Source organism: Gluconobacter cerevisiae (assembly GCF_015244675.1).
GTDB classification, from domain to species: Bacteria; Pseudomonadota; Alphaproteobacteria; order Acetobacterales; family Acetobacteraceae; genus Gluconobacter; species Gluconobacter cerevisiae.
The window spans coordinates 122259-146797 of sequence record NZ_JABCQO010000008.1; the positions used below are offsets into that span (position 1 = coordinate 122259).

Here is a 24539-nt window from a genome sequence, read left to right on the forward strand (position 1 = left end):
GAATATCTGGAGAACACCATGGACTGGACAACCCTGTTCCAGACGGTCCTGCCGTACCTGCCTGCGCGGTATGCGGGAGATATCGTCTCGATCCTGACCTTCCTGATCGCGGCGGCCGCGCTGGCCATGCGCTTCTGGAAGCCGCCCGCCTCGGGCAGCAGGCTGTCGCTGATCTACAAGGTCGTTTCCAGCCTGGCGCAGTCGAAGGGCTGGAACACGAATGCTTATCAGCCCGATGCCAAGGCCCTGATGATCCCGGCCGAGGCCAGCCGTACGATCGAGGCGGCCAAGCTGGGCCTCGATCCGACCTCAACCCATCCCAAGGCTGGTGCGCCTCCCAAGCCGGCCGCCTGACCCGAAGGAGGCAGGCTCCGCCTGTCAGACCGCTCTGCAATGACAACTTGCGAATTTGCGCAAGTTCATCCGCCGCCCTCTGAGGCGGTTTTTTTTATGTCTGGAGACTTCATGCGTAACCTCTTTCTGCATCCGTTCGCTTTCCTGAGCTGCATCTTCCGTCCAGCACGCTCCCTGGCTGTTCTGTTGCTTGTCGGATGCTTCGGGCTGGCGGCTTGTCAGACCACGGCGAACACGGCGACCTTCAACACGGCCGCGCTCAACAGTGACGCCACGGCCATCGCCTATGCGGTCCAGGCGATCGAAGGCATTCCCGAACTGGAAAGCCACCTGTCTGCTGCGGACAAGGCGAAGTTCGACAACCTGATCGCGCAGATCCGCAGCGTGACAGCGCAGGTGGCGGCCAACTCCAATGGCTCCATCACGGTGGCGACCGGCAAGGACTGGGCCAAGTCGCTCGGCACGGATCTCGAAACCCTGCTGGCGATCGCGACCCCGATCGTGAAGGTCTATTCGCCCTCGGCTGCCACCTACATGCAGACCGTCCAGGCGATGATTCCGCTGGTCGAGGCGCTGGCCGGTGTCACGGCATCTCCGTATGCCGCGCCTCTTCAGTCGCCGGAGCTGATCCGCGCCCGGATCTATCAGGGCGTCTAATGCGAAGAGGCGGCTTCGGCCGCCTCAAACCCTTTTGGATCAGGTGACAGGCAATATCTCCTTGCCAGAGCGGAGTTGGCTCAATCCTTTTTACTGCTAAATTATCTAAGTATGAAAAATTAATTTTTTAGCATTATTAAGACAGAGAAGCTTTCTTGTTGAACCAATTCATTAAATTCGGGGGAAACTGAAAATTGTTTTGACACTGTGCGTACATTATCAGGGTCAAAACGATCCCAATTAATTTTTTGATAGGTAGATTGGCTAAAATCGAACGAAAACATTGGTTTCTTGTCATCGTTACCATACTGATCGGTAGAAATGTAAGAATAAGAGAAGTGGCAAGATTCATTTTTTACAGAACGCATTACTTTTGGAATAATTTCTTTGAAAAGTTCAACAGAAAAAATATTAGCCAAGTAATGGAAGGCACTATTCCCAGCTTCAGGATCTAGCCGTTTGTTAAACAAACCGGACTCGATCATCTCTGGAAGCTGAGCGGAGAACTTCTGTTGGTCGATATCGATGTTTGCCTGACACCCATTCATATCGTGAACGTTAACAGCCATTCCCCACTGTTCATCTTTAGCAACGGCGTCCGATGCGTTTACATGCTTCGGTGCAGTCGTCAGCACCAAAATACAAATAAGATAAATCTTTAGTCTTATTCGGAATAATGCAGCCATTTGTCCCTCCACGTATACACCGCAACATGCCGGAGAACGAAAGGGCGGGCTAGGCGTCCTTTTCGGAGTCTAGTCCTTTTTGGATTAGGCGGCGGATGGCTTCGGATCGGGATAAATTATGAGCAGCCGCCCATGCCTCGAGAGCCGCGACGTCCTGTTCTGGCATTCGCGTGGATATCAGCGGGTCTCTGCCATTTTCGGGCGGACGACCTCTCTTCTTTTTTTGGTGCACCGATATTGCATTGCTCATAATTACGGTATACCCATATAAGCAAGGCGAAGCAAGACGGCCATCTCGCTTCGCCCCCTAACCACCAGCAAGGGGCTATATCCCATGTCGGCAGCTAATATGCTCGATATCACAAATTCGACGACAAAGACCATGTCCAGCCGCGAGATCGCGGAGCTAACGGGAAGCGGTCATGACAATGTGTTGAAAACAGTTCGCTCCCTCATAAAAAGGGGTGTCGTTTCTGGAAACGACACCCCTTACGTCCATTCGCAAAATGGGCAGACCTACACGGAAATTCTACTCGACTACCGCAACACGATGGTTGTGGTGTCTGGCTATAGCCCTGAACTGCGCGCCAAGGTAATTGATCGCTGGATGGAGTTGGAGACACGCGCCGCCGTCGGACAGGCAGTCCCGGCCTCCTTCCGTGAGGCCCTGCTTCTAGCAGCCGACCAGCAGGAGAAGATTGAGGCACAAGACAAGGCTCTTGCAGTTGTCACACCAAAAGCCGCCGCCCTCGACCGCATCAGCACGGCAGACGGATCATACGGCCTGACGGAAGCGGCTAAGATCCTGCAAGTGAAGCCCAAGGCGCTGATTGCGTTCATGGCCACGTCGCAGTGGATCTATCGCCGGAACAACGGCAAGAACTGGCTGGCCTATCAAGCCAAAATCGACGCCGGGTATCTCTGGCACAAGATCGCCACCTACACGGGCCCGAACGGCGAGGAAAAGACCCGCGATACGGTGAAAGTTCTGCCTAAGGGTCTCGCAAAACTGGCTCAGATCGTGCCGGGTGCGAAGATTGATCCGGACCTGATGCAGATGGAGGCGCGCCCTTTCGCCAAGAAGCCGGAGCCAGCGTCATGAACGCGCTGGCCACCCGGCAGGACGCACGGGTTACAGGCGCGGTCATGGTCGAGGGTGAGATGCTGTGCTTTGACGCAACGGACTACGATCTCGAACCGGGAACGGAAGCCGTGGTCATTGGGACGAAAGGCGAGATCTATGTCGCGCCCATCGCGAAAAACCATCCAGAGGACCGGGCACGGCTGGCCCGCATTCGCTGCGCTCTCATTCCGTATGTGTCTGGCTTTTACTCGCCTCGAGTGCCGGAATTTTTACAGGTAAAGGTGCTCGGGCGGTATGTGCCCATATTCTCTCCGGCTTCGGAGAAAGCAGGAAAGAGTGCAGTGCGGGCGTTGGAACGCGCCTGACTACGGAGAGCCGCCCTTCGGGGCGCTCTGCGCCTGACCATCCAAGCCGCCCCTCACCGGGCGGCTTTTTTATTGGAAAATCCATGATCTATAAACTGGGCAAGCGCGCCCCGAAACATGACCCGCGCACCTATCGCCTCGGCCGGGTGCTGGCCGTGCGTCTGCCGGCCGTGCCCGCAGCGCGGGACTGGTCGCAGAACGTGCCCTATCAGATGTGGGGCAATGACCGCTTCGGCTGCTGCGCGTTCGCCGCGCACGCCGCGCTGGTAGCGACCTGGACGAAGGCCGCGCAGAGCCTTGTGATGCTGTCGACCGAAACGGTGTTGGCGAATTATGCAGCGCTGACGGGCTTCGATCCGGCGACCGGGGCCAATGATGACGGCACCATCCTGCTGGACGAGCTGAACGCCTGGCGTCGTGACGGCCTCCTGCGGCCGGGACAGACCCGCGATTACCTGACCGCCTACGGCTCGATCGCGCCGACCGATGTCGTGGGCATCCGTCGTGCCATCGCCTATCTGGGCGGCGTGCTGGCGGGTGTGCAGGTGCCGCAAGGCTTCCTCGATCTGGGACTTGGCGAGACCTGGGACTGGGAGGCGATCTCCGATCATACGCCTGCGGGCGGACATGCCATCGCGCTCGTGGGTTACAACCCGGACGGCGTGTTCTTCAACACCTGGGGTACGCGGACCTTTATGCCATGGGGCACCTTCACGCGGATTGCGGATGAGGCTTACGGCCTGCTGTCGCGCGAGAACTGGCTGGGCATCCCCGGCAAGGCTCCGACCGGTGAGGACTTCGACGCCCTTCTGGCGGAAGTGAGGGCCGCGTGAATAACGAAAGAAATCCGCGCCTCTTTCCCACTATGCGAAAGGCCAAGAAAGGCTTTCGCGTCGCAATATCTCCAGAAGTGAGGGCCGCATGACCACGGTTCACAATCTGACGCCCTCTCCGTTGCGGACGGTGACGCTCCAGTCCTGCACTGGTCTGTTCGCCCAGGTGATATGGACGCCAAAGGCCTCGGCCGACTGTCTGGACTATGTGCTGGATTTCTCCACCCTGCTGGCGGGAACGGGCGATACGCTGACCGCGATCCGCTCCGCCGTCGTCACAACGGCCACGGGTGGGCAATATGACCTCAAGGTCATGTGGTCTGCCGTGGCCGGGACGATGGTCGTGGCGTTCCTTGCCAGCGGCCAGCCGAACACGGCGCAGAAGATCCTCTTTGAAATCACGACCCAGCAGGGCCGCGTCTATTCCGTGATGGCTGTCCTTCAGATCACGACCCTGACCGCCGCGACCGCGCCAGGCGGTGACTTCCCGGTCGATACCCTGACGAACGGCAAGGTGCTGATTGCTGGCATCGAGGCGCTGCCCTCGAGCTATTCGTCGAACGGCCGCGTCGTCATGGCCACGGAAGACGCGGCCCCCGTTGGCACGCCGTCCTTCGAGAGCGTGACGGCCGGGACGTATTCCGGCGATGGCTCCGGGCTGGATGTCACGTCAGGCGCCAAGGTCCAGACCATCGGGCAATGGATTGCAGCCCTGTCTTCTGGCGGCGCTCAGGGCGTTGGGATCAAGGCGATCAACGTGACGCAGGGTGCCGTCGTAGCCGGTCAACCCTCTACCGTCACGCTGACCGCAACCCTCACTGATGGGACTACAACCGCGCCTGCGACGTTCGAGGTTCCGCCCGGAGCAACGGGAACAGAAGCCAAACTGTCGGCAGCGGCAATCACCACAGCCCTCGGTTATACGGCGGCGAACGGGGCTGAGTATTTCCCGCTCTCGGTGGACGTCTCGAAAACGATCCCTTCCATCGTCAGGTCGGAATCATCGACCGCGAACAGTGGCGGTCTCTATACGCTCAGTGACAGCCCAACCTCTGGCCCCATCATGCAGGTGGGACTCATCGCGGGCATGTACAGCTCAAACGCCTACGTGATTAAATCGCTGAACAACAATCTGGCCAAGCTGTCCCTGTATGGTCAGGATGGTTACGGAGCCAGTCTATGGGCCGTGCGCTATCAGGACGGAACGCAGACAATGACCACCGATTGGTGGGGCATCGACGCCAAGTATGGCGCTGCCGGGTTCATGTTTGTGAACAGCGATTCCAATCTCGCTTACTGGAAATTTGTCGGAGACACATCGGGCGCAGCCGGATGGGCGAAAGACCTGAAGCTGTTTGCGGGCACATCCGACAATTCCAACTGGCAGACCACACCGCTGGTGGCGTTTTCGTCGGAGAAGAATGTCGCGACGTTTGCGAACGAACCGCTTGTTCTGACGGCCTATACTTTCGCCACGCTTCCCGCATCGCCGGCGGCATGGCAGCGCGCCGTTGTGACGGACAAGGCCATAGGCTCCGGCGCTCAAGGCGTCATGGCGATGTGGAACCCGAACGCAAAGGCCTGGACGGGTTTGAGTGGGGAGGCGCTGGTATGAGGACGCTGATGCTTTGCGGGCTTCTGGCCCTCTCTGGCTGTTCTGCCGGATCCGTGTCACCCGTCACGATCAGCCAGGCCATTGCCGGCGTCCAGGCGGATCTGACGAAGGCGGGCGTTGTGAGCGTCTCAGGCGTGCAGCACTGGACCGCCGATCAGGCCGCCCGGTTCGATGCGAACGTCCGGGCGCTCCAGTGCGCGCAGCAGACGTCAGATCCGGTCGTGGCAATGATTGCGGGGCCGGTGACGATGGATCTGTCCGGCACCTTCAGCCAGTCGGGATCGTTCTCCGTCTCGGCATCATCCGCCCTGCCGGTCTTCGGGCTTCAGGCCGATGCCAGCCGGACGAAAGGCCAGACGATGAATGTCCCGGTTCAGTTCGTGCCGCTGTCAGCTCTGGCTGATGCCGAGGCTGGGCGAGAGGTCGGTTATGCCGGGGCGCTACTGGGGCAGAACGATGCCGTGCGGGAGCGGGTAGCTGAGCGGATTGAGGTAAGTAGGGAGGCATTGTCGGCTCGTGTGAAATTGCTGACTTCTTTCTATGGCAACAATGATTGCTCGGCGCCCATTCATGCCTTCGTCGGAGTGCGTTACTACCAAAGAAAAGAATAATATAAATCACATAAAAAATTATTTGACGCCTTCCCAAATCACAATCATATATTGATTTGTCTTTTCCTACCTACGTTCCCAGGGTGAGAAAGGCTAGGCATCGCAGGGACGGTGCACTTGGTACTATTGCCATTGATTCACTTGCCAAGCAGTCTTCTGATTGCTCTGTCTATATTGTTAGCGCTTTCTCTCTATGAGTTTATAAAAACATTTAACAATGGAGAAAAAGCGATGACAAGAGACCTTATGAATCCTTCAAAAACAAGTGGTGCGCTTACGATTGGTATATTAGCTAGTATCCCCGGCATGGTACCGCCCCTGTGATGCCTAGTCAGGTGCTATAGGAAAAGAAAAAAGCTAATTTCGTTATGCGCACCACCCTTTTAATCTTCAACTATTCAGCCCAACGATCTCCTGCAGTCGAGTCCTACTAACTGGCCGAGAACAGGGAGAGCTCTGTTGATTCTGGTCAGAGTGCCCTGCTGCCAAAGCGGGTGGTCGCTACGCCCCATCCTCACGCTAGTGACGTACTAGCCCTCTGACCAATAGGCTTTCGCAGGAGAGATCACAGCGCACCCCCAACCGCAGACGATCCGCTGGATCGGGGATTACATCGGCCTGCGCGATCAGGTGCGGGCATGTGCAAAGAACTGATGATCGTCCTCGCCCTGGATTGTCTGGGATTAAATGGTGTGGGATCGACCAGTCGGGCATCCGCAAGGTGATTCGCAGCGTGTTCAATTCCTGCACGGATTTTGCACGGATTTTATCGGTGCAGCATGATTCTAAGCGGTACACACCGGCACCCTGCGGCAATCAAGAATTGCCGACCATCTGCCAGACACTATAGGAAACCATTAATTTTATTGGATTTTTTACCGGACCGAGTGGTGGGCGCAACAGGGATTGAACCTGTGACCCCTACCATGTCAAGGTAGTGCTCTACCGCTGAGCTATGCGCCCCCGGTCCGGTGAAGCGCTGTTTAGCCCTCCCCGACGCCCCTTGCAACCCCCTTTGCGGCAGAATATGAAAAATTATGGAAATTCTTTCGCCTCTGCGGTCGTTTAAGATAGGTTATCCTCGGAATACCGCCATTCCTCTCGTCATATCTTCCCCTCACTCCGGTCGCTACTACCCTCCTGATTTTCTTAACACTGCAGCTTTGCCTCTTCACGAACTGCAGCGGAGTGAAGATCGGTTTATGGATCAATTGATGGAGGATGCTCCTGATTTTGGAGCGACCCTATTGAGCGCGGAGTTTTCTCGCTCCTGGTGTGATGTAAATCGGGACTGGCGTGAAGTAGATCCCGAAATGTTCAAGCAAAAAATACCCAAAAATGATTTTATTTCTACTGAAAAAGTAAAATCAGGATTTGGGGTTATCCCTCGCTGTATCTCACAGGGAAAGAAAATATATAGTAATCTTTTGGAAACCTCTGAAATAATGAAAAGAATTTCCATGTCATGGCTTCCCTATCATGAAGCACTTTCTATGATTTTAAACGAAATTCAACTGCATTTTGGTTATGTGATTCTTTTGGAAATGCATTCCATGCCCAAATTACCTTATGCGCACTCATGCGACATTGTTCTTGGCGACATACATGGAAAAAGTTGTGGACCGGAAATAAGCGATGAGATTGAAAATATATTGAAACGAAAATCGTATTCAATACGGCGTAATACACCTTATTCAGGCGGATACATTACACAATGTTACGGAAGACCAGATAAAAAAATTCATGCTATTCAACTGGAAATATGTCGTTCACTTTATTTGAATGCTGCAACACTTAATCCCGGGAATGGATTTGAGAAAACAAAACTCAATATGAAGAATCTCATTTCCGATTTTTCTAATTGGATTTCCAAAGAAAATGAATCGATTCGCTTCCTATAGAAATAATTCCTATTTTTTACTTCAAAAAATTTTCTACCAAAGTAGTGAAATGATTAACAAAGCAATCTGTTTGAACCCCCTCATAAAAATCTTTGAGCAAACAGGCTCATTTTCAAAACTGCGGTTTTAACCATCACGTTTACCGTTTTGAGAAAAAATATCTCACAGCCTTCTGGACACCAATATCGTTATATGTAACATAAATAAAGATAGTTCTTGCGGTCATAGTGTGACGTTCAATCACAATACGGATCAGATGGAACCTCCGGCATGACTGATCCGTCATGCCTGCTTTCTGCTTCATATGGTCTGGGTGTCGTTATGGATCTGGTTTTTGGAATTGATGTCGGAACAGGTAGCGCCCGGGCTGGTCTCTTCACCCTCGATGGGCAGAAGAAAGCGTCTTTCGTCCAGAAGATCCAGACATGGACACCGCGTGCTGGTTACGCCCAGCAATCTTCCGCCAATATCTGGTCGGCCATTTGTGAGGCCACTCGTAACGCGCTGGCAATGCTTGATGAACCTTATCGCATTACCGGAATTGGCTTCGATGCAACCTGCTCTCTTGTTGTCCTTGATAAGGACGGTCAGGCCCTGTCGATAGATCCTGATGGGGCGCCAGATCAGGACATCATTCTCTGGGCGGACCACCGCGCCCTTGAGGAAGCACGGGATATCAATCGTGGCGGCCATGATGTGCTTCGCTATGTTGGCGGCACAATCTCTCTTGAAATGGAAACGCCGAAGCTGCTCTGGCTGAAGCGCCACCTTCCCCATATCTACGATCAGGCCGCCCATTTCTTTGATCTTCCCGACTTTCTGACATGGCGCGCAACAGGCTCCCTCTCCCGTTCGGCCTGCTCGACCGCCTGTAAATGGACCTACCTCGCTCACGAAAACCGCTGGGACGAAGAGTATTTTCAGTCTGTCGGACTGGGAGATCTCGCGTCTGACAATTTCAGCCGGATCGGGAATGATATTCGTCCGTTAGGCAATACTTTGGATTCCGGCTTGAACGCTCAAGCTGCTTCTGAGATGGGCCTGACACCCGGCATTCCTGTCGGTGTCTCCGCAATTGATGCCCATGCTGGCGGGATTGGCCTGTTCGGGCTCAATACGGAAGGCTCTCTGTCAGATGAGCAACTTGAGCGCTCAATCTCCCTTATCTGCGGAACCTCGAGCTGCCATATGGCGGTTTCGAAAGAAGCACGCTTCGTATCAGGTGTCTGGGGACCTTATTGGAACGCCATGATCCCCGAAATGTGGCTCAATGAAGCGGGTCAGTCCTCAACAGGCTCATTGATCGACTTCATCATTTCCAGCCACCGCCTCGGACCTTCCCTCAAACAGGAGGCCGAAAAAGCCGAAACAAGCGTATATGCGCTGCTGAACGCGCGGATTGAGACGCTTGAAGCCGAGGCACTGCCGGGAACGATCACGTCCAGTCTGCATGTCTTTCCGGATTTTCACGGAAACCGCTCGCCCCATGCCGATCCTGATCTGAAGGGCATGCTCAGCGGACTGACGCTCTCTGATACGCTCGATGATCTTGCGCGCCTCTACCTCGCAACAATGCAGGGCCTTGCGTACGGCACGAAGGACATCATCGATGCCCTCAATGCGCGGGGTTACCAGATCGACACGATCCTTGCGACCGGTGGCAGCACCAAGAACCCCGTTTTCCTGCGCGAACACGCCAATGCAACCGGGTGTCGCATCCTGCTTCCCGCAGAACCTGATTCCGTCCTTCTGGGAGCAGCCATTCTTGGAGCAGTCGCAAGCGGCGCCTACCCCGACCTGCGGCAGGCCATGGCACGGATGAGCCATGCGGGAGATGAGATCCTCCCCGACGCTCGCACCGCCACATATCACGCCGCCAAACGCAGCATCGCGCACGATATGCTCACGAACCAGATCACCTGGCGTCAGCAGATGCGCGACGTTCTGGAAAAGGAGGCCGCCGCCTGAAGACAGGTCCCGCCGTTCTTCTTCAGTCCTTTGTTCGCAATCTGCCAGAACCCTTTTCCAGAGGTCCAACGTCCATGCTTCGTCTGAAATCCACCCGTACAGTTCTCTGCACCCTTGGCGCCCTGCTCGCAGGCTCTGTCCTCTCCAGCGCACAAGCCGCTGGAACACTCACGATTGCCACCGTGAACAACGGCGATATGATCGTCATGCGCCAGCTTTCGACGGAATTTGAAAAAGCCCATCCAGACATTCACCTGAACTGGGTCACGCTTGAAGAAAACGTCCTGCGCCAGCGCGTCACGACCGATATCGCCATGAAAACCGGTCAGTTCGATGTCGTGACCATCGGCAATTACGAAGTGCCGATCTGGGCCAAACAGGGCTGGCTCACCGAAATCAAGCCCGATGACGCCTATGATATGAACGACATCCTGCCGTCCGTACGCGAGAGCCTCACAGCAGACGGCAAGCTCTACGCCCTGCCCTTTTATGCCGAGAGCGTCATAACCTATTACCGCAAGGACCTGTTCCAGAAAGCGGGTCTGACGATGCCTGAGCAGCCCACCTACGACCAGATCCGCCAGTTTGCGGACAAGATCACGGACAAGCCCAATCAGGTCTATGGCATCTGTCTGCGTGGCAAGCCTGGCTGGGGCGAAAACATGGCGTATATTTCCTCGCTCGCCAACACGTTCGGGGCGCAGTGGTTTGATATGTCATGGAAACCAACCCTGACATCCGACGCCTGGAAAGCGACCCTGAACTGGTACGTCTCCGCCCTCAAGGCGGACGGTCCTCCGGGTGCCACGTCCAATGGTTTCAACGAAAATCTTGCCCTGTTCGCCAGCGGTCATTGCGGAATCTGGATTGACTCCACAGTCGCAGGTGGCCTGCTGTTCGACCCCAAACAGTCACAGGTTGCAAACACGGTCGGCTTTGCTCCTGCCCCCAAAGGACCTTACGGCAAAGGCCCGACATGGTTATGGAGCTGGAGTCTAGCTGTGCCCGTCAGTTCCCATCAGAGCGCGGACGCACAAGCCTTCATCGCATGGGCCACCTCCAAGGATTATGTGAAACTGGTGGCTGAACGGAAAGGCTGGGTCGCAGCCCCTCCGGGAACACGCGCCTCGACCTATGCTGCCCCCGAATATCTCAAGGCGGCGCCCTTCGCGTCCTTCGTCCTGAACGCCATCAAGACGGCTGATCCCAACGGTCCGACCGCACAGCCCCGCCCCTACACAGGCGCTCAGTTCGTCGCGATCCCCGAGTTCCAGTCCATCGGCACTCAGGTCGGCCAGACGGTCGCAGCAACCCTGTCCGACCAGATGACGGTGGATCAGGCGCTGACATCTGCTCAGGCTTCGATCACCCGCGCACTTCGTCAGTCCGGCCGCGCGCGATAACGCCGCCCGATCAAGGTTAAGATACCATGCAGGCCGTTCTCGAACACAGCCCGCCCGCAGGGGCGACAGTACAGACCGCGAAGAGGACAGGATTCCTGCTCCTCTCCCCGTCCGTTCTGATCCTTCTGGTCTGGTCGATCGTCCCACTCGTCATGACGCTGTGGTACTCGGTGCAGAACTACAACCTCGTTGACCCCACGCTGCATGGCTTCGCGGGGATCGACAATTACTGGTACCTGCTGACCGACCCTGATTTCCTGCACGCCCTGCTCAACACGCTTGTCCTCGTTGCTGGAGTCCTGCTGATCAGCATTGGCGGCGGGACCCTGTTGGCCGTTCTGTACGATCAGGAATTTTTCGGCCGCGGCATCGCCCGCATCATGGTCATTTCGCCGTTCTTCATCATGCCCACAGTCTCCGCACTGCTGTGGAAGAACCTGATGCTGCATCCGATTTACGGCGTCTATTCCGCCATGATGCGGGCCGTGGGCCTTACGCCGATCGACTGGCTGGCACGCTTTCCGCTCATGACCGTCATGATGATCGTCGCCTGGGAATGGCTGCCTTTCGCAGTGCTTATTCTGCTGACGGCGGTCCAGTCTCTGGACGGTGAGCAGCGTGAAGCTGCCCGCATGGACGGTGCAGGGCCGATCGCCCGCTTCCGCTACATCATCCTGCCGCATCTGGGGCGTGCTATCAGCGTCGTGGTCATGATCGAGACGATCTATCTGCTGACGATCTTTGCCGAAATCTCTGTCACCACAGCAGGCGGACCCGGCGTGGCCTCCACCAACCTCGCTTATCTGATCTATTCCCGCGCCCTGCTTCAGTTCGATGTGGGTGGCGCTTCAGCGGGTGGTGTCGTCGCAATCGTCATCGCCAATATCGTTGCAATCTTTCTGGTGCGCGCCGTAGCCCGCAATCTGGAGGCCTGACATGGCGCTCAAGACAAAAACCAGCACCCAGATCGGCGTGACCATCCTTGGTTGGGGCATAGCCCTCTGGCTGTTCTTCCCGATTTTCTGGATGATTTTGACGAGCTTCAAAAGCGAAGTTCAGGCCATCTCAACGCCGCCGAAGCTGTTCTTCATGCCGACGCTCAGCAGCTATGCCGAGGTGTTTGAACGCGCCAATTACTGGCACTTCGCATTGAATACCGTGATCGTCTCGGTCGGAGCGACAGCCGTCGCCATCGCGCTGGCTGTTCCCGCCGCCTATTCGATGGCGTTCATGCCCTCAAAGCGCACTCGCGGGACATTGCTCTGGATGCTCTCGACCCGGATGCTGCCACCCGTGGGTGTTCTGGTGCCGATCTACATTCTGGCCCGCAACACGCATCTGCTCGACACCTGCACGGGCCTTGCGATCGTGGACATGCTCACGAACCTGCCGATCATCGTATGGATGCTCTACACGTTCTTCCGCGAGGTTCCTGCACCTATTCTCGAAGCGGGCCGAATGGACGGCGCTACACGCTGGCAGGAAATGACAATGGTGCTCCTGCCGCTTGCCCTACCCGGCATCGCGTCCACAGCCCTCCTGTCGCTCATTCTGTGCTGGAACGAAGCATTCTGGTCCCTAAACCTGACATCCTCCCACGCAGCCCCGCTGACAGCCTTCATCGCGTCTTTTTCGTCGCCAGAGGGACTGTTTTTCGGCAAGCTCTCGGCAGCCTCAACCCTTGCCGTCGCTCCGATCCTCGTTTTCGGCTGGATCAGCCAGAAACAGCTCGTCCGCGGCCTGACCTTCGGAGCCGTCAAATGACTCTGATCCCGGCTCACTCCCTTCACTCTTTCTGCACGAACGGGGCCTGACCCATGGCGACTGTCGAACTCAAAAACCTCCGCAAGACATATCTTACGGAAGAAATCATCAAGGGCATTTCCCTGTCGATCGAAGAACGCGAATTCGTAGTCTTCGTCGGCCCGTCAGGCTGCGGAAAATCCACGCTCCTGCGCATGATCGCAGGGCTTGAGGACATCACCTCCGGTGATCTGCTCATTGACGGCCAGCGCGTCAACGACGTGGAGCCCGGCAAGCGCGGTCTGGCCATGGTCTTTCAGTCCTATGCGCTCTACCCGCATATGAACGTCTATAAAAACATGGAATTCGGCCTGAAGCTCTCCGGCATGCCGGAGGCGGAACGGCGTGCAAAAATCGAACATGTCGCCCGCACGCTCCAGCTCGAACCCTATCTGAACCACAAACCCGGACAGCTCTCCGGTGGCCAGCGCCAGCGCGTCGCCATCGGACGCGCCATTGTGCGTAACCCGAAAGTGTTCCTGTTCGATGAGCCGCTTTCCAACCTCGATGCAGCTCTGCGCGGCCAGATGCGCGTGGAACTTTCGGCCCTGCATCGCAAGCTCGGCGCCACTACGATCTATGTGACGCATGATCAGGTCGAAGCCATGACTATGGCGGACAAGATCGTCGTCCTGCAGAAAGGCGTGGTCGAACAGATCGGCTCCCCGCTCGAACTGTACCATCACCCGCGTAACTTGTTCGTGGCTCGCTTCATCGGCTCCCCTCCGATGAACTTCTTCTCGGCTATTTTCCAAGGCGGAGATGCCGCAGGATCAAGCGTGCAACTCCGAGACGGATCGAGCCTCTACGTCCCAGTCACGTCCCCCGGCCTTCTGCCCGGAACAAAAGTGACGGTCGGCATCCGCCCTGAACACGTCGAACTGGCGTCTTCAGGCCCTAATAGTGGCGTCGTGGAGGTCATTGAGCGCCTCGGTGCCATCACCCTCGTCCATGTCCGTCTGCCCGACGGGGACATCATCGTCGTGCAGACGGACGGCACCGTGCTCACGGAGGTGGACACCCGCGTCAGCCTCACCCTGCCCCCGCGGAACTGTCATCTTTTTGCTCCCGACGGTCTGGCCTTCGAAGCCTGTCACCGTCACCCCCTCGCAGCCTGATTTTCTGGATCATTCACAATGTACATGGAAAAACTCCGCCTCGATAACCGCGTCGCCATCGTCACCGGCGGTGCGCAGAACATCGGTCTGGCCTGCGTCACGGCCCTTGCCGAAGCTGGCGCCCGCGTCGTCATCGCGGACCTCGACGAAACCCTCGCAGCGCAGGCCGTCAAGGACCTGCGCGATCAGGGCTATGACGTCAGCAGCGTTCCAATGGACGTCACAAAGACGGAAAGCGTACAGAACGCCGTGCGCAGCGTTCATGAAAAGGAAGGCCGTCTGGACATTCTGGTCGCCTGTGCGGGGATCTGCATTTCCGAGGTCAAAGCCGAGGACATGACGGATGGACAGTGGCTCAAACAGGTCGACATCAACCTCAACGGCATGTTCCGCTCTTGTCAGGCCGCTGGCCGCATCATGCTTGAACAGAAAAAAGGTGTGATCGTCGCCATCGGCTCCATGTCCGGCCTGATCGTCAACCGCCCGCAGCAGCAGGCTGCTTACAACGCATCCAAGGCGGGTGTTCACCAGTACATCCGCTCGCTGGCCGCCGAATGGGCACCTCATGGCATCCGCGCCAATGCCGTCGCCCCCACCTATATTGAAACCACCCTCACGCGCTTCGGCATGGAGAAACCGGAACTTTACGACGCCTGGCTTGCCGGAACCCCGATGGGACGTGTCGGCCAGCCCGATGAAGTCGCCTCGGTCGTGCAGTTCCTCGCCTCTGATGCCGCAAGCCTCATGACGGGCGCAATCGTGAACGTGGATGCAGGATTTACCGTCTGGTGAATCCGCTGGTCCGGGCGGCAGAAAACTGCCCGGATTTCTCTTCCGCGCAAGGGCCGTAACACTTCGTTTCCATGATAAAATCTTTCAGGGCCTTATTTTAAATCCTTCTACTTGCAACTAACTCGCAATAGCGATACCAGCCTCTGATCACGCACCAGCATGAACAGTCATTTGAGGTCGGGTATGCACCGCAACAGGATTTTTTACGCGATACCCCTCTCCCTCGTCATGAGTGGAGAAGTCTTCGCAGCCGACCAGAATGTCACACAGGAACACCCCCAGCGCTCCGGGACAAAAAAAACCGATACCGCCGGAACACAGGCTAAAACGGTAGAGACGCTCAAGGTCCGCGCCCGCCGCGCCTCGACGATCGCATCCTCCGCAACCAAATCGGACACACCGCTCGTCGAAACCGCCCAGTCGGTCACGGTCATCACCCGCAACGAAATGGATATCCGCAACGTCCTGAACCTCAATCAGGCCGTCCGCTACACCGCAGGCATTACGGCGGACCTTCGGGGCGGAGGCGTCGGAACGCGCTATGACCAGTTCGCCCTGCGCGGATTTTCGGCCCCGACATTCCTCGATGGCCTGAAACTTCAGGACAGTCCGACCGGTTACGCTACCGCCCAGACCGACACGTCACGTCTGGATCGTATCGAAATTCTCAAAGGCCCGGCCTCTGCCCTTTACGGTCAGTCCAGCCCGGGTGGTCTCGTCGCCCTCTCCAGCAGACTGCCGACGGACCAGCGCTCCTATGGCAGCGTCAACGCAACCGGCGGCATGTTCGATCTGTATCGCGTGGACGCCGATGTCGGCGGCTTCGTGACGAAAAACGGTTTCGTCCGCTACCGCCTCGACGGCACCATCAACGGCCAGCACAGCCAGCTTGCCCGAACCGGCAGCCGCCGCTTCTCGATCAGCCCGTCCTTCACGTTTGGCGGCGATGGCCCGACCACGCTGACAATCTTGGGCAATTATCAGTACGATCCCGAAAACGGCACCTACGGTGGCGTTCCGCTGGTGGGTTCTCTCAAACGCGCACCTTTCGGCTATTTGCCGCGCAATTTCTATGACGGCGATACATCGTTCGAAAAATACAACCGCCGCCACGGCGCCATCACCTACATCTTCAATCATCGTTTCAACGATGACTGGAGCTTCAGTACCCGCGGCCGCTACGACGACATCAAAACCCAATATCGCAGCGTCTATGACAGCGGCTATTACGTTACGGGGCAGGACGATACGCTGGCCCGCTCAGCCATTGCCACAAACGAACATACGCATAATCTGACCTTTGACAGCGCATTCAAAGGCAAGGTCCGGACCGGACCGCTGCGTCACACGATGATGTTCGGCTTCGACTACATGCAGCAAAGCGCCTCCGAAGTCGGCTTTTCTGGCAATGCCCCCCCTATGAACGTTTTCCATCCCGATTATCAGATGGCCATTGCTCCCCTGAGTCCTTGGGTGAACTACAATACTGACTCTCATCAGGCTGGCATTTATGGTCAGGACGAAATTCACTGGAAACGTCTGATCCTGACCGGGAGCCTGCGTAACGACTGGTACCGCTCCCACCAGACCGACAACATGTCCCACACCACCACCAACCAGAGCCCGAGCCAGATCACATGGCGCGCTTCTGGCCTGTATCATTTCGATTTCGGCCTCTCGCCTTACATCAGCTACTCGACATCCTTCCAGCCTCAGTCCGGAAATGTATCGACGGATAGTGGAAAGACCGTACATCAGGCCAGCCCGTCTGTCGGCAAGCAGCTTGAAGGCGGTCTGAAATACCAGCTTCCGGGCACATCGCTGCTTCTTACCGCCGCAGGTTTCCATATTGAACAGACAAATGTTCTCGTCGGTATCGGCAGCACGGGCTACAGCGCTCAAAGTGGACTGGTCCATTCGGATGGTTTCGAGTTTGAAGCCCATGCCGAACCGTTCCACAACCTCGTGCTGACCGCGGCTGTCAGCATCCAGAAAGTCCACGATGACTCAACCGGAAAGCCCCTGATCCAGTCCGGAAAAGGCAACGCCTCGCTATTCGCTTTTTACACGATGCCTTCTGGTCCGGCGAAGGGTCTCGGCTTCGGCGGCGGCATGCGCTACTCCAACAAATCCTATGGCGGCGAAGCGTCTTACGGGAGTGTCTGGGTGCCACAATATGCCGTGTTCGACGCGTCGGTGCGCTATGACCTCTCCAACCTGTCGCACAGCCTTCATGGCTGGAACGTCGGCGCGAGCGTCCGTAACCTCTTTGACAAGAACTTCATCGCCAACTGCCTGAGCTATGCCTCTTACGGTCAGGAATTTTGCTATTACGGAGAGCGCCGAAACGCGCAGGCCAATATTGGCTTCAGCTGGTAAACCGCTGATCGGGCATTCCCGACGCTACGATACGATCCTGCGTTTTGTCGTAGCGCTTCCGGGCGGATACATCATATCCGCGCTGGGAGGAGTGTGCATCGCATTCTGGTTACCTCTTTCCAGAGCCGATAACGCCATGGCCGGGATGCTGCTTGGCCTGCTGTTATGGCCAGTCGTCTTCATCGCGGCCTTCGGGGTCCCAAATATCAGACGACTGGCCGTCATGACTGGTGTTCTGACCTTTGTCTTCGCCGTTTTTGTCTTCAGCAGCGGCTGGCATCCATGAAAAACACCTTCCGTGCCTCTATGGCCCTCGTCCATACTACTCTGGGCCTCGTAACAGGCTGGGTTCTGTTCGCCATTGCCCTCTCCGGTGCCCTGAGCGTGTTCCGACAGGATATCAATCTCTGGGCCAGACCAGAATTACCCGCTACTGCCTCCGATCCGGTTGTGGTGAATGCGCAGGCGCTGGACTGGCTGAGCCATAATGCCCCTGCCGCCAGCGCATGGTACGTTGCCAGCGCAAACGCCCTTCAGCCTTTTGCAACAGCCCTGTGGCCGGATGCGAAAGGAAACTACATCCAGCGTGCCCTTGACCCCACTACCGGCAGCCCGGACGGCATCCGGGACACGCTCGGCGGTGAATTCTTCTACCGCTTCCATTTCGAGCTCCAGCTTCCCTATCCGTTGGGCCGATTGATCGCAGCCCTTGCGGCGCTTGCGCTGGTTGTCGGACTGATTACCGGTGTCATCATCCACCGACGCATTTTCGCCGATTTCTTCACTTTCCGGCCTTCACGCGGGCAGAGAAGCTGGCTGGACATGCATAACCTGCTCGGTGTCGCAGCCCTGCCCTTTCACTTGATGATTTCCTTCACCGGCGCCGTCACACTCGGCACTCTGCTCCTGCCCTGGAGTACACAGGCGCTTTATCGCAATGACCTGACGGCGTCTTATACCGAACTCAACCCCGCTCTCTATTCCCGTCCCGCTACGGGCCATTCCGCCCATCTCGCATCTTTTCTGCCGATGCTGCGCGAGGCAGAAAGCAAATTCGGCGGCGCGGGACTGGAACAGATCTATGTATTCAATCCGTCCGATCAGGCCTCTCTCGTCACCATGATCGCCGGCAACGATCACACCGTCAGCACGTCCTCACAAATCATCACATTCGATGGTCCTTCAGGGCGTATTATCCAACAGCACATCGAACACCGCCCCGTTCTCAAAGCCTATACCTTCTTGTATGGCCTGCATGTCGCCCGCTTCGCCCCCGGCCTAACACGCTGGCTCTACTTCCTGTCCGGCCTTGCCCTCGCAGCCTTGATCGGCAGCGGCATGCATCTGTGGACGATCAAACGCCTGCGTCGTCCCCATCATCACGGACACCGGATCGTTGCCCGACTGAATGTCGGTATGCTGGCCGGTACGCCTCTCGCTTTCGCATCTTTTTTCATTGCGAACCGCCTTATCGGCTCTACGACGCCGCACCGAGCCGGGTATGAAGTGATAATTCTCTTCGTCGTCTGGGGCCTTACCCTGCTTTACGCACTGGCCCGTCGGCCCGAGCGAGCATGGCCAGAGCTTTTAGGTGGCAGCGCCGTTACGTGCCTTGTGGTCTCGTTGCTCAGCCTGTCATGGTACACATCCGTTATGGCTGGCGTCAGTGTAACGGCCGCGCTCTTGTCTGCGTCATTCGCTTTTGCAGCCTTTCGCACTCTGCAAAAAACGGCCCTCCCGGCATGAACGGGATCATGTCGCTGCTCCTCGGACAGGGCGCGATGCTGCTGCTCGTTATGGCCTCAGTACGCGGCAATCGTGTCCTGTGTCGGGACAGCCTGACAGAACTTCAACGGACCATTCTGAAATCCTGCGCCGCTGCCAGCTTGAGTGTCAGCCTCACGCTTCAAGCCATCTCCAGCGACTTCATCGTTCTGAATATCATCGAATGGATCCTGCTTGCAGGACCGGAAATCATGATCGCAACGCTGTTCTGCTCCTGGCGGGAACAGCGTTCACGATCATGAAGTTCAAAAACGCTTAGCTGGAAAACGCCGCCGCAGGATCGGTAATCGTGGGCTGCCCTGTTTCCATGCGGCCGCCCAGCACTTGCCTGAAATCGGCGTCATCCGGAGAGGTCAACGTCACGTCATACCACTGATGCGTGGCTGACAGATCCAGTCTGATGTCCTTATGAACACCGGGCTTCAGAACAATCGTTTGCAACGGTGCAGTCTCTCCAGTGTGGCACTGGATAGTCACTGGAACCTTGCCGCCATTGCTAAGCGAAAGAAGCAGTGCTGCGCCCTTCCCCTTCGCGCCGCTTTCATAGCGACATGCCGAGCGCAGCAGAACGCGATCTATATGCCCCCGATAGGCCCGATAAAAGCCATTGGGTGCATGAACCGCCACATCATACAGCCCTTCCACAGCAGGAAGTGCCACGTCCATGTCATCACCAGCCGCAACAGCATAGGTTCCCACCTGCATGTCCCGACCGTCATTGCGATAATCATAGACATTGAACGGCGCCCCCACAGACCGCCCTCCGTGAACGCTACGTCCTGCCCGGAATTTCAGACCGACACGCTCTTCTCCTGCCACCACACCGCCATCGCAATAGAGTTCATACGGCAGCGCACAGGCGGGGCGGGTTCCTGCTTCCTGCCGAACGGTTTCCCGCAACAGATCCGGCTGCGCCCTCAGCGTTGCCGTCTCGGAGGCGGACAGAGAGCGAAAGCCACCCGGCAAAGGACGGTTTTTCGCATCTTCAATCGCTCTTAGATGCGTGTTCCGGTCCAGATAATTCAGGGACGGTGCAGCCTCTTCAGAGGACTGAAAGCAGGACGTCAGATCGCCACAGATTGCACGACGCCAGGGAGAAATATTTGTCTCACGAACAGGTGTTCCAAATTTTTGTTCAACAAAGTGTTCGAGAAACTGCAATGTCGAACTGTGGTCGAAAAGCTGCGAATTGACCCGTCCGCCACGGCTCCAGGGAGAGGCAACCACCATCGGCACCCGGAACCCAAGTCCGATAGGGCCGCTACGGGCCAATCGCTCGGGAACGCCAAGGCGCATTTCATCATCCGCCGTCGTATATTCCAACCCGTCCGGCCCAATCGTCTCGGAAGACCGCCCGGTTTCAGGGCGCTTAGGATCAGGAGCGGCGTAAGAGCAGCCGTGGTCGAAATACCCATCATTTTCATCGTAGGTCAGGATGAAAATGGTCTTTTTCCAGACATCGGGGTTTTCGGTCAGAATGTTCATGACCTCCGAGACATACCAAGCCCCATACCAGGCAGATGTCGGATGATCCGAGAAATGCTCCGGTGCTGCGAGCCACGAAACGGCGGGGAGATTGCCTGTCCGCGTATCCGTGCGGAACTGATGCAGCACATCGCCCTTCGGTGCCTTCATACCCTTCGCGTCCGGATCATCCGCAAACGCCAGTGTCTCCAGCGAATGATAATCAGGATCAGCCTTATTCGTCACGAACGCGCTCGTGAAAAGCGCGCGCTCCGCAGGTGTCAGAGCCTCATATCCCTTTGCGGATTTCTGACGCCGACGCAGAACCTCCATCAAAGCCTTTGCCTCGACAAGCTGCTCGCCGTGCTCGCCCGACACCAGCATCTCAAGTTTCTCAAGCCGATTGATATGGTCGGAGCATTCCTGAATCCGCTCATCAATCCAGTCTCCAAACCCCGGATTGGAACTGACATTGAAGTTGTCAAAACACTCCAGAACATTACATCCGAAATTTGACAGCCAGGAGCGTTCCGCCGAGGACATCCCTCCCGTCTGGCTGAGTTCGTTCTGATAGAATTTCCAGGAAACCCCGATCTTTTCCAGTCGCTCCGGAAAGGTCGTCCAGGTCATGCCGCCTTCAAGGATTTCCGGATTCCGCATATACACATTCGACGTTGCGCTTTGCTGGTCCCGCACAGTCCCCGTCCAGAAGATCAGACGATTTGGGGTCGTACTTGTCATCGCCCCGCAGTAATTCTGATCACATACCGTAAAGGCATCGGCCAATGCATAATAAAACGGCAGATCCTCACGGGTATAATAACCCATCGTCAGAGGATATTGTTTATAGTCCTTTTTGTAGGGACGCTTGGCATCAATCCAGTCATCATGATGCCCTCCATTCCAGGCATCGACCTGACTGTCCCGGGAATGCGGGATCGAGCCCATCCATGTGACTTTGGTATCATGAATATTGAGACGCCAGGGCGCATAGGTCTCGCCCCCCTTTCCCGACTGTACGAAAACGGAATTGCCGTTTTTCTGCCGGATAGCGCGCCGGTCATTAAAGCCGCGAACCCCAGCGAGCGTACCAAACATATGATCGAAGGACCGGTTTTCCTGCATGAGAATAACAACATGCTCGGCATTCAGATATGTCGTTCCCGGATCAGGCGCTATGGCGTAAGCGCGGCGGATGGCGGCCGGCAGCCCTTCTGTCGCTGCGGCCGCCCCACCAAACAGGGCATATTTGAGAAAAGTTCTGCGAGAGGACATGTGATCTTTGCCTGAAACCAGAAAGCGTTTGTAGCGCCAGAAGAAGGTGTATCAGGATAGTCCTAAACATTTCACAGAACGGCTTCATCCCCCGTTTTTGTAATTTAATAAAGATTTCACCACCAAAAGCCGTGGTGAGGATCAGTTTCCAAGAGAGCGATCAACCGAACGCCCTGCCTTTTCAATCGGACCCTTCGGCGGATCGACTGTATCGCGAACCTTCTCACCAAACGTCCGATGTTGCTCACAGGCCGTCAGCGTGACGCAGGACACCGAAAGCGCCAGAAGAAGCAGGATTGATTTTCGCATACGTGTGTTCCTTCGAAAGTACGGTTTGACACAGCAGAACGCCAAAACTTCTCTCCAGTTGCTTTCAGAAAGTGGAAACGATCTGCGACCAGATTAATCTGGTCTTCGACCATCCCTCGATCGCACAAAAAGCCAATTCTGATATTGAAATAAAAGTTTCAATCCAATCAGTCAAAATCAAAACAACAAAAATCATTTTATCCGTTATATGAAAATAACACGTCACAACTCAGAATAAACTAGAAGAATTTTAAGCTGCATCAACTGTCGCAAAACGGTCATGTTTCAATAGTCGCATCTCCATGCCGACTGCCATAAATTGCGAAAAGGTAAACAACTCATGGATCGGTGATGTCTGAAACGACAATAGGCTCCAGCACGGAAATCCAGTCCTCTTCGCGTCCCAACATGAGCGGAGGCAACAAACCCCTTCATGTTATACTCTTTTTTACGGTATTGATCGGCGCATTGGGATTTGCCGCATTCAGTATCCTGCGGGATATGCATTCCGTGGGCGAAGGAGCCCTCGCGACGGGCACGTTTGTGATGCTTGGCATCGCGCTGATTATCGCTCTGGCTTTCGAATTCGTTAACGGCTTCCACGACACGGCCAACGCAGTCGCAACCGTTATCTACACACGCAGCCTACCCCCGCTCGTTGCCGTCATCTGGTCCGGGTTCTGGAACTTTCTCGGGGTTGCACTCTCAACCGGCGCAGTTGCTTACAGCATCGTTACCCTTCTACCGGTGGAACTGATCCTTCAGGCCGGAAGTGGCGCGGGCTACGCCATGATCTTTGCCCTGCTGATTGCCGCCATTGTCTGGAATCTTGTGACGTGGGCATTCGGCATTCCGAACAGTTCATCCCATGCCCTCGTGGGATCGATCATGGGCGTCGGTCTGGCCAACCAGTTGATGTCACCGACAGGTGCCGCAACGCAGGGCGTTGACTGGAGCCAGGTCGAAAAGGTCTTTACCTCATTACTGTTCAGTCCCGTCATCGGGTTTCTCATGGCCGGGGCCCTGCTTCTCGTCATGAAATTTCTGATCCGCAACAAAGCCCTTTATCAAGCCCCCAAAGGCAACACCCCGCCGCCTCTGTGGATCCGTTCACTCCTTATCTTTACCTGCACCGGTGTCTCGTTCGCTCATGGCGGCAATGACGGTCAGAAAGGCATGGGGCTGATCATGCTGATCCTGATTGGCGCAGCCCCGACGGCTTACGCCCTGAACCGGGCAATGCCGGAAAGCGCCATGCCAGCCTTTTTCCAGTCTTCAGCGGATGCCGAAAAGATCTTCCTGAGCCACACCCCAACCCCATCCACCACGCTCACCGCAGAAAGCGCCCGTGAGATTGTGGGCGCTGGCCTGCGCGCCAAGTCCATCACCACTCCCCAGACCTATGATGCTCTGGCCGTTCTCAGCAATGACATCTCTACCTCGGTCAAAACCTATGGTTCCATGAAGGCCGTCCCTGCTGCAGCCGTTCCGAACGTTCGTACGGACATGTATCTGGTCGCAGACGCCATCCGGGTCATGGGAGAGGCAAAGGATTTCACCCCAGCAGAGAAAAATTCGCTGCAAACCTTTCAGTCCGAACTTTACCACGGCACGCGTTTCATTCCGCTCTGGGTCAAGATCTCCGTCGCCATTGCGCTGGGCCTTGGCACGATGGTCGGATGGAAGCGCATCGTCGTGACTGTCGGCGAAAAGATCGGCAAGACCCATATGACCTACGCGGAGGGAGCCTCGGCGGAACTCGTGGCAATGACGACCATCGGTCTGGCTGAAAGATATGGCCTGCCTGTCTCAACGACACACATCCTGTCTGGCGGCGTGGCCGGAACAATGGCGGCCAACGGTTCAGGCATCCAAGGCGCCACTCTGCGCTCCATGGCTCTGGCCTGGGTCACGACCCTGCCAGCCGCCATGGCGATTGCAGGCACCCTGTACGTCCTGTTTCGCCAGATTTTCTGATTGACCTCTGACGCCATGTGCGGATTTCAGCTCCGCACACGGCTGTCAATCTAGGCTCAGGACTCATTCTTTGAGGTAGAAGATGACGCTTGCTGCGATGTGGATTGCGGACATGAATGTATGAGCGCAGCGGTCATATCGGGTCGCAACACGTCGCCAG

At 56.4% G+C, this 24539-nt stretch carries 23 protein-coding genes, 1 tRNA gene and 1 pseudogene; 19 read left to right on the top strand and 6 right to left on the bottom strand.

Annotated features, from left to right (window positions below):
• Positions 1–18: 18 nt before the first annotated feature.
• Positions 19–354 carry a hypothetical protein gene (locus tag HKD21_RS10530; RefSeq protein WP_194255652.1) on the top strand — a complete coding sequence of 112 codons (336 nt, stop codon included), beginning with the start codon at positions 19–21 and terminating at the stop codon, positions 352–354.
• 111 nt (positions 355–465) lie between these two features.
• Complete coding sequence (locus HKD21_RS10535; RefSeq protein WP_194255653.1) at positions 466–1011, top strand: hypothetical protein; 546 nt, start codon at positions 466–468, stop codon at positions 1009–1011.
• 119 nt (positions 1012–1130) lie between these two features.
• Here HKD21_RS10535 and HKD21_RS10540 read toward each other — a convergent pair whose 3' ends face one another.
• Both HKD21_RS10540 and HKD21_RS14580 read right to left on the bottom strand, forming a co-directional pair.
• The gene (locus HKD21_RS10540) at positions 1131–1697 is read right to left on the bottom strand and encodes a hypothetical protein (RefSeq protein WP_194255654.1); all 567 of its coding nucleotides are present in this window, start codon (positions 1695–1697) and stop codon (positions 1131–1133) included.
• Positions 1698–1746: 49 nt separating this feature from the next.
• Positions 1747–1947, bottom strand: a complete 201-nt coding sequence (locus HKD21_RS14580; protein WP_194255655.1) for a ribbon-helix-helix protein, CopG family — start codon at positions 1945–1947, stop codon at positions 1747–1749.
• 84 nt (positions 1948–2031) lie between these two features.
• Between HKD21_RS14580 and HKD21_RS10550 the strand changes: the two genes are divergently transcribed.
• From HKD21_RS10550 to HKD21_RS10570, 5 genes are all read left to right on the top strand, one after another.
• Positions 2032–2799 carry a phage antirepressor KilAC domain-containing protein gene (locus HKD21_RS10550; RefSeq protein ID WP_228121339.1) on the top strand — a complete coding sequence of 256 codons (768 nt, stop codon included), beginning with the start codon at positions 2032–2034 and terminating at the stop codon, positions 2797–2799.
• Complete coding sequence (locus HKD21_RS10555) at positions 2796–3146, top strand: hypothetical protein (protein ID WP_194255656.1); 351 nt, start codon at positions 2796–2798, stop codon at positions 3144–3146. The genes HKD21_RS10550 and HKD21_RS10555 overlap by 4 nt, the downstream gene beginning before the upstream one ends.
• An 83-nt stretch (positions 3147–3229) precedes the next feature.
• Complete coding sequence (locus HKD21_RS10560; RefSeq protein WP_194255657.1) at positions 3230–3979, top strand: C1 family peptidase; 750 nt, start codon at positions 3230–3232, stop codon at positions 3977–3979.
• Positions 3980–4067: 88 nt separating this feature from the next.
• Positions 4068–5594, top strand: a complete 1527-nt coding sequence (locus HKD21_RS10565; RefSeq protein ID WP_194255658.1) for a phage fiber-tail adaptor protein — start codon at positions 4068–4070, stop codon at positions 5592–5594.
• The gene (locus tag HKD21_RS10570) at positions 5591–6205 is read left to right on the top strand and encodes a hypothetical protein (RefSeq protein WP_194255659.1); all 615 of its coding nucleotides are present in this window, start codon (positions 5591–5593) and stop codon (positions 6203–6205) included. Before HKD21_RS10565 ends, HKD21_RS10570 begins: the two co-directional genes overlap by 4 nt.
• 888 nt (positions 6206–7093) lie before the next feature.
• Here the strand turns inward: HKD21_RS10570 and HKD21_RS10575 are convergent.
• Positions 7094–7168 (bottom strand) — tRNA-Val (locus HKD21_RS10575).
• Positions 7169–7242: 74 nt separating this feature from the next.
• Here HKD21_RS10575 and HKD21_RS10580 point away from each other — a divergent pair.
• The 11 genes from HKD21_RS10580 (at position 7243) to HKD21_RS10630 (ending at position 19596) form a co-directional block, all read left to right on the top strand.
• Positions 7243–8106, top strand: coding sequence for an N-formylglutamate amidohydrolase (locus HKD21_RS10580; protein WP_194255660.1), 864 nt, complete (start codon positions 7243–7245; stop codon positions 8104–8106).
• A gap of 321 nt (positions 8107–8427) precedes the next feature.
• Positions 8428–10074 (top strand): FGGY-family carbohydrate kinase, encoded by a 1647-nt coding sequence (locus HKD21_RS10585; protein WP_194255686.1) that lies wholly within the window; start codon positions 8428–8430, stop codon positions 10072–10074.
• A gap of 74 nt (positions 10075–10148) precedes the next feature.
• Positions 10149–11477 (top strand): ABC transporter substrate-binding protein, encoded by a 1329-nt coding sequence (locus tag HKD21_RS10590; protein ID WP_194255661.1) that lies wholly within the window; start codon positions 10149–10151, stop codon positions 11475–11477.
• A 26-nt stretch (positions 11478–11503) separates the two neighbouring features.
• On the top strand, positions 11504–12412 hold the full coding sequence (locus tag HKD21_RS10595) for a carbohydrate ABC transporter permease (RefSeq protein ID WP_194255662.1): 909 nt from the start codon (positions 11504–11506) through the stop codon (positions 12410–12412).
• Position 12413: 1 nt separating this feature from the next.
• A complete protein-coding gene (locus tag HKD21_RS10600; RefSeq protein WP_194255663.1) occupies positions 12414–13241 on the top strand; it encodes a carbohydrate ABC transporter permease in 828 nt (275 codons plus the stop codon).
• Between the two features lie 53 nt (positions 13242–13294).
• A complete protein-coding gene (locus HKD21_RS10605) occupies positions 13295–14398 on the top strand; it encodes an ABC transporter ATP-binding protein (protein ID WP_194255664.1) in 1104 nt (367 codons plus the stop codon).
• Between the two features lie 18 nt (positions 14399–14416).
• Entirely contained in the window at positions 14417–15190 is a 774-nt protein-coding gene (locus HKD21_RS10610) for an SDR family NAD(P)-dependent oxidoreductase (protein WP_194255665.1), read from the top strand.
• 183 nt (positions 15191–15373) lie between these two features.
• Positions 15374–17569 carry a TonB-dependent siderophore receptor gene (locus tag HKD21_RS10615; RefSeq protein WP_194255666.1) on the top strand — a complete coding sequence of 732 codons (2196 nt, stop codon included), beginning with the start codon at positions 15374–15376 and terminating at the stop codon, positions 17567–17569.
• Positions 17553–17855 (top strand): hypothetical protein, encoded by a 303-nt coding sequence (locus tag HKD21_RS10620; RefSeq protein WP_228121341.1) that lies wholly within the window; start codon positions 17553–17555, stop codon positions 17853–17855. Before HKD21_RS10615 ends, HKD21_RS10620 begins: the two co-directional genes overlap by 17 nt.
• Positions 17852–19315 carry a PepSY-associated TM helix domain-containing protein gene (locus HKD21_RS10625; protein WP_194255668.1) on the top strand — a complete coding sequence of 488 codons (1464 nt, stop codon included), beginning with the start codon at positions 17852–17854 and terminating at the stop codon, positions 19313–19315. The genes HKD21_RS10620 and HKD21_RS10625 overlap by 4 nt, the downstream gene beginning before the upstream one ends.
• A gap of 8 nt (positions 19316–19323) precedes the next feature.
• Positions 19324–19596, top strand: a complete 273-nt coding sequence (locus HKD21_RS10630; protein ID WP_194255669.1) for a hypothetical protein — start codon at positions 19324–19326, stop codon at positions 19594–19596.
• Between the two features lie 13 nt (positions 19597–19609).
• On the opposite strand, the gene HKD21_RS10635 is transcribed toward HKD21_RS10630, so the two are convergent.
• A complete protein-coding gene (locus tag HKD21_RS10635) occupies positions 19610–22093 on the bottom strand; it encodes a phosphocholine-specific phospholipase C (protein ID WP_194255670.1) in 2484 nt (827 codons plus the stop codon).
• Positions 22094–22234: 141 nt separating this feature from the next.
• Entirely contained in the window at positions 22235–22402 is a 168-nt protein-coding gene (locus HKD21_RS10640; RefSeq protein WP_194255671.1) for a hypothetical protein, read from the bottom strand.
• Between the two features lie 351 nt (positions 22403–22753).
• Here HKD21_RS10640 and HKD21_RS10645 point away from each other — a divergent pair, with 351 nt between their 5' ends.
• The gene (locus tag HKD21_RS10645) at positions 22754–24379 is read left to right on the top strand and encodes an inorganic phosphate transporter (RefSeq protein ID WP_194255672.1); all 1626 of its coding nucleotides are present in this window, start codon (positions 22754–22756) and stop codon (positions 24377–24379) included.
• A 63-nt stretch (positions 24380–24442) separates the two neighbouring features.
• Here the strand turns inward: HKD21_RS10645 and HKD21_RS10650 are convergent.
• Positions 24443–24539: pseudogene (locus HKD21_RS10650) on the bottom strand (IS5/IS1182 family transposase); the annotation flags it as partial.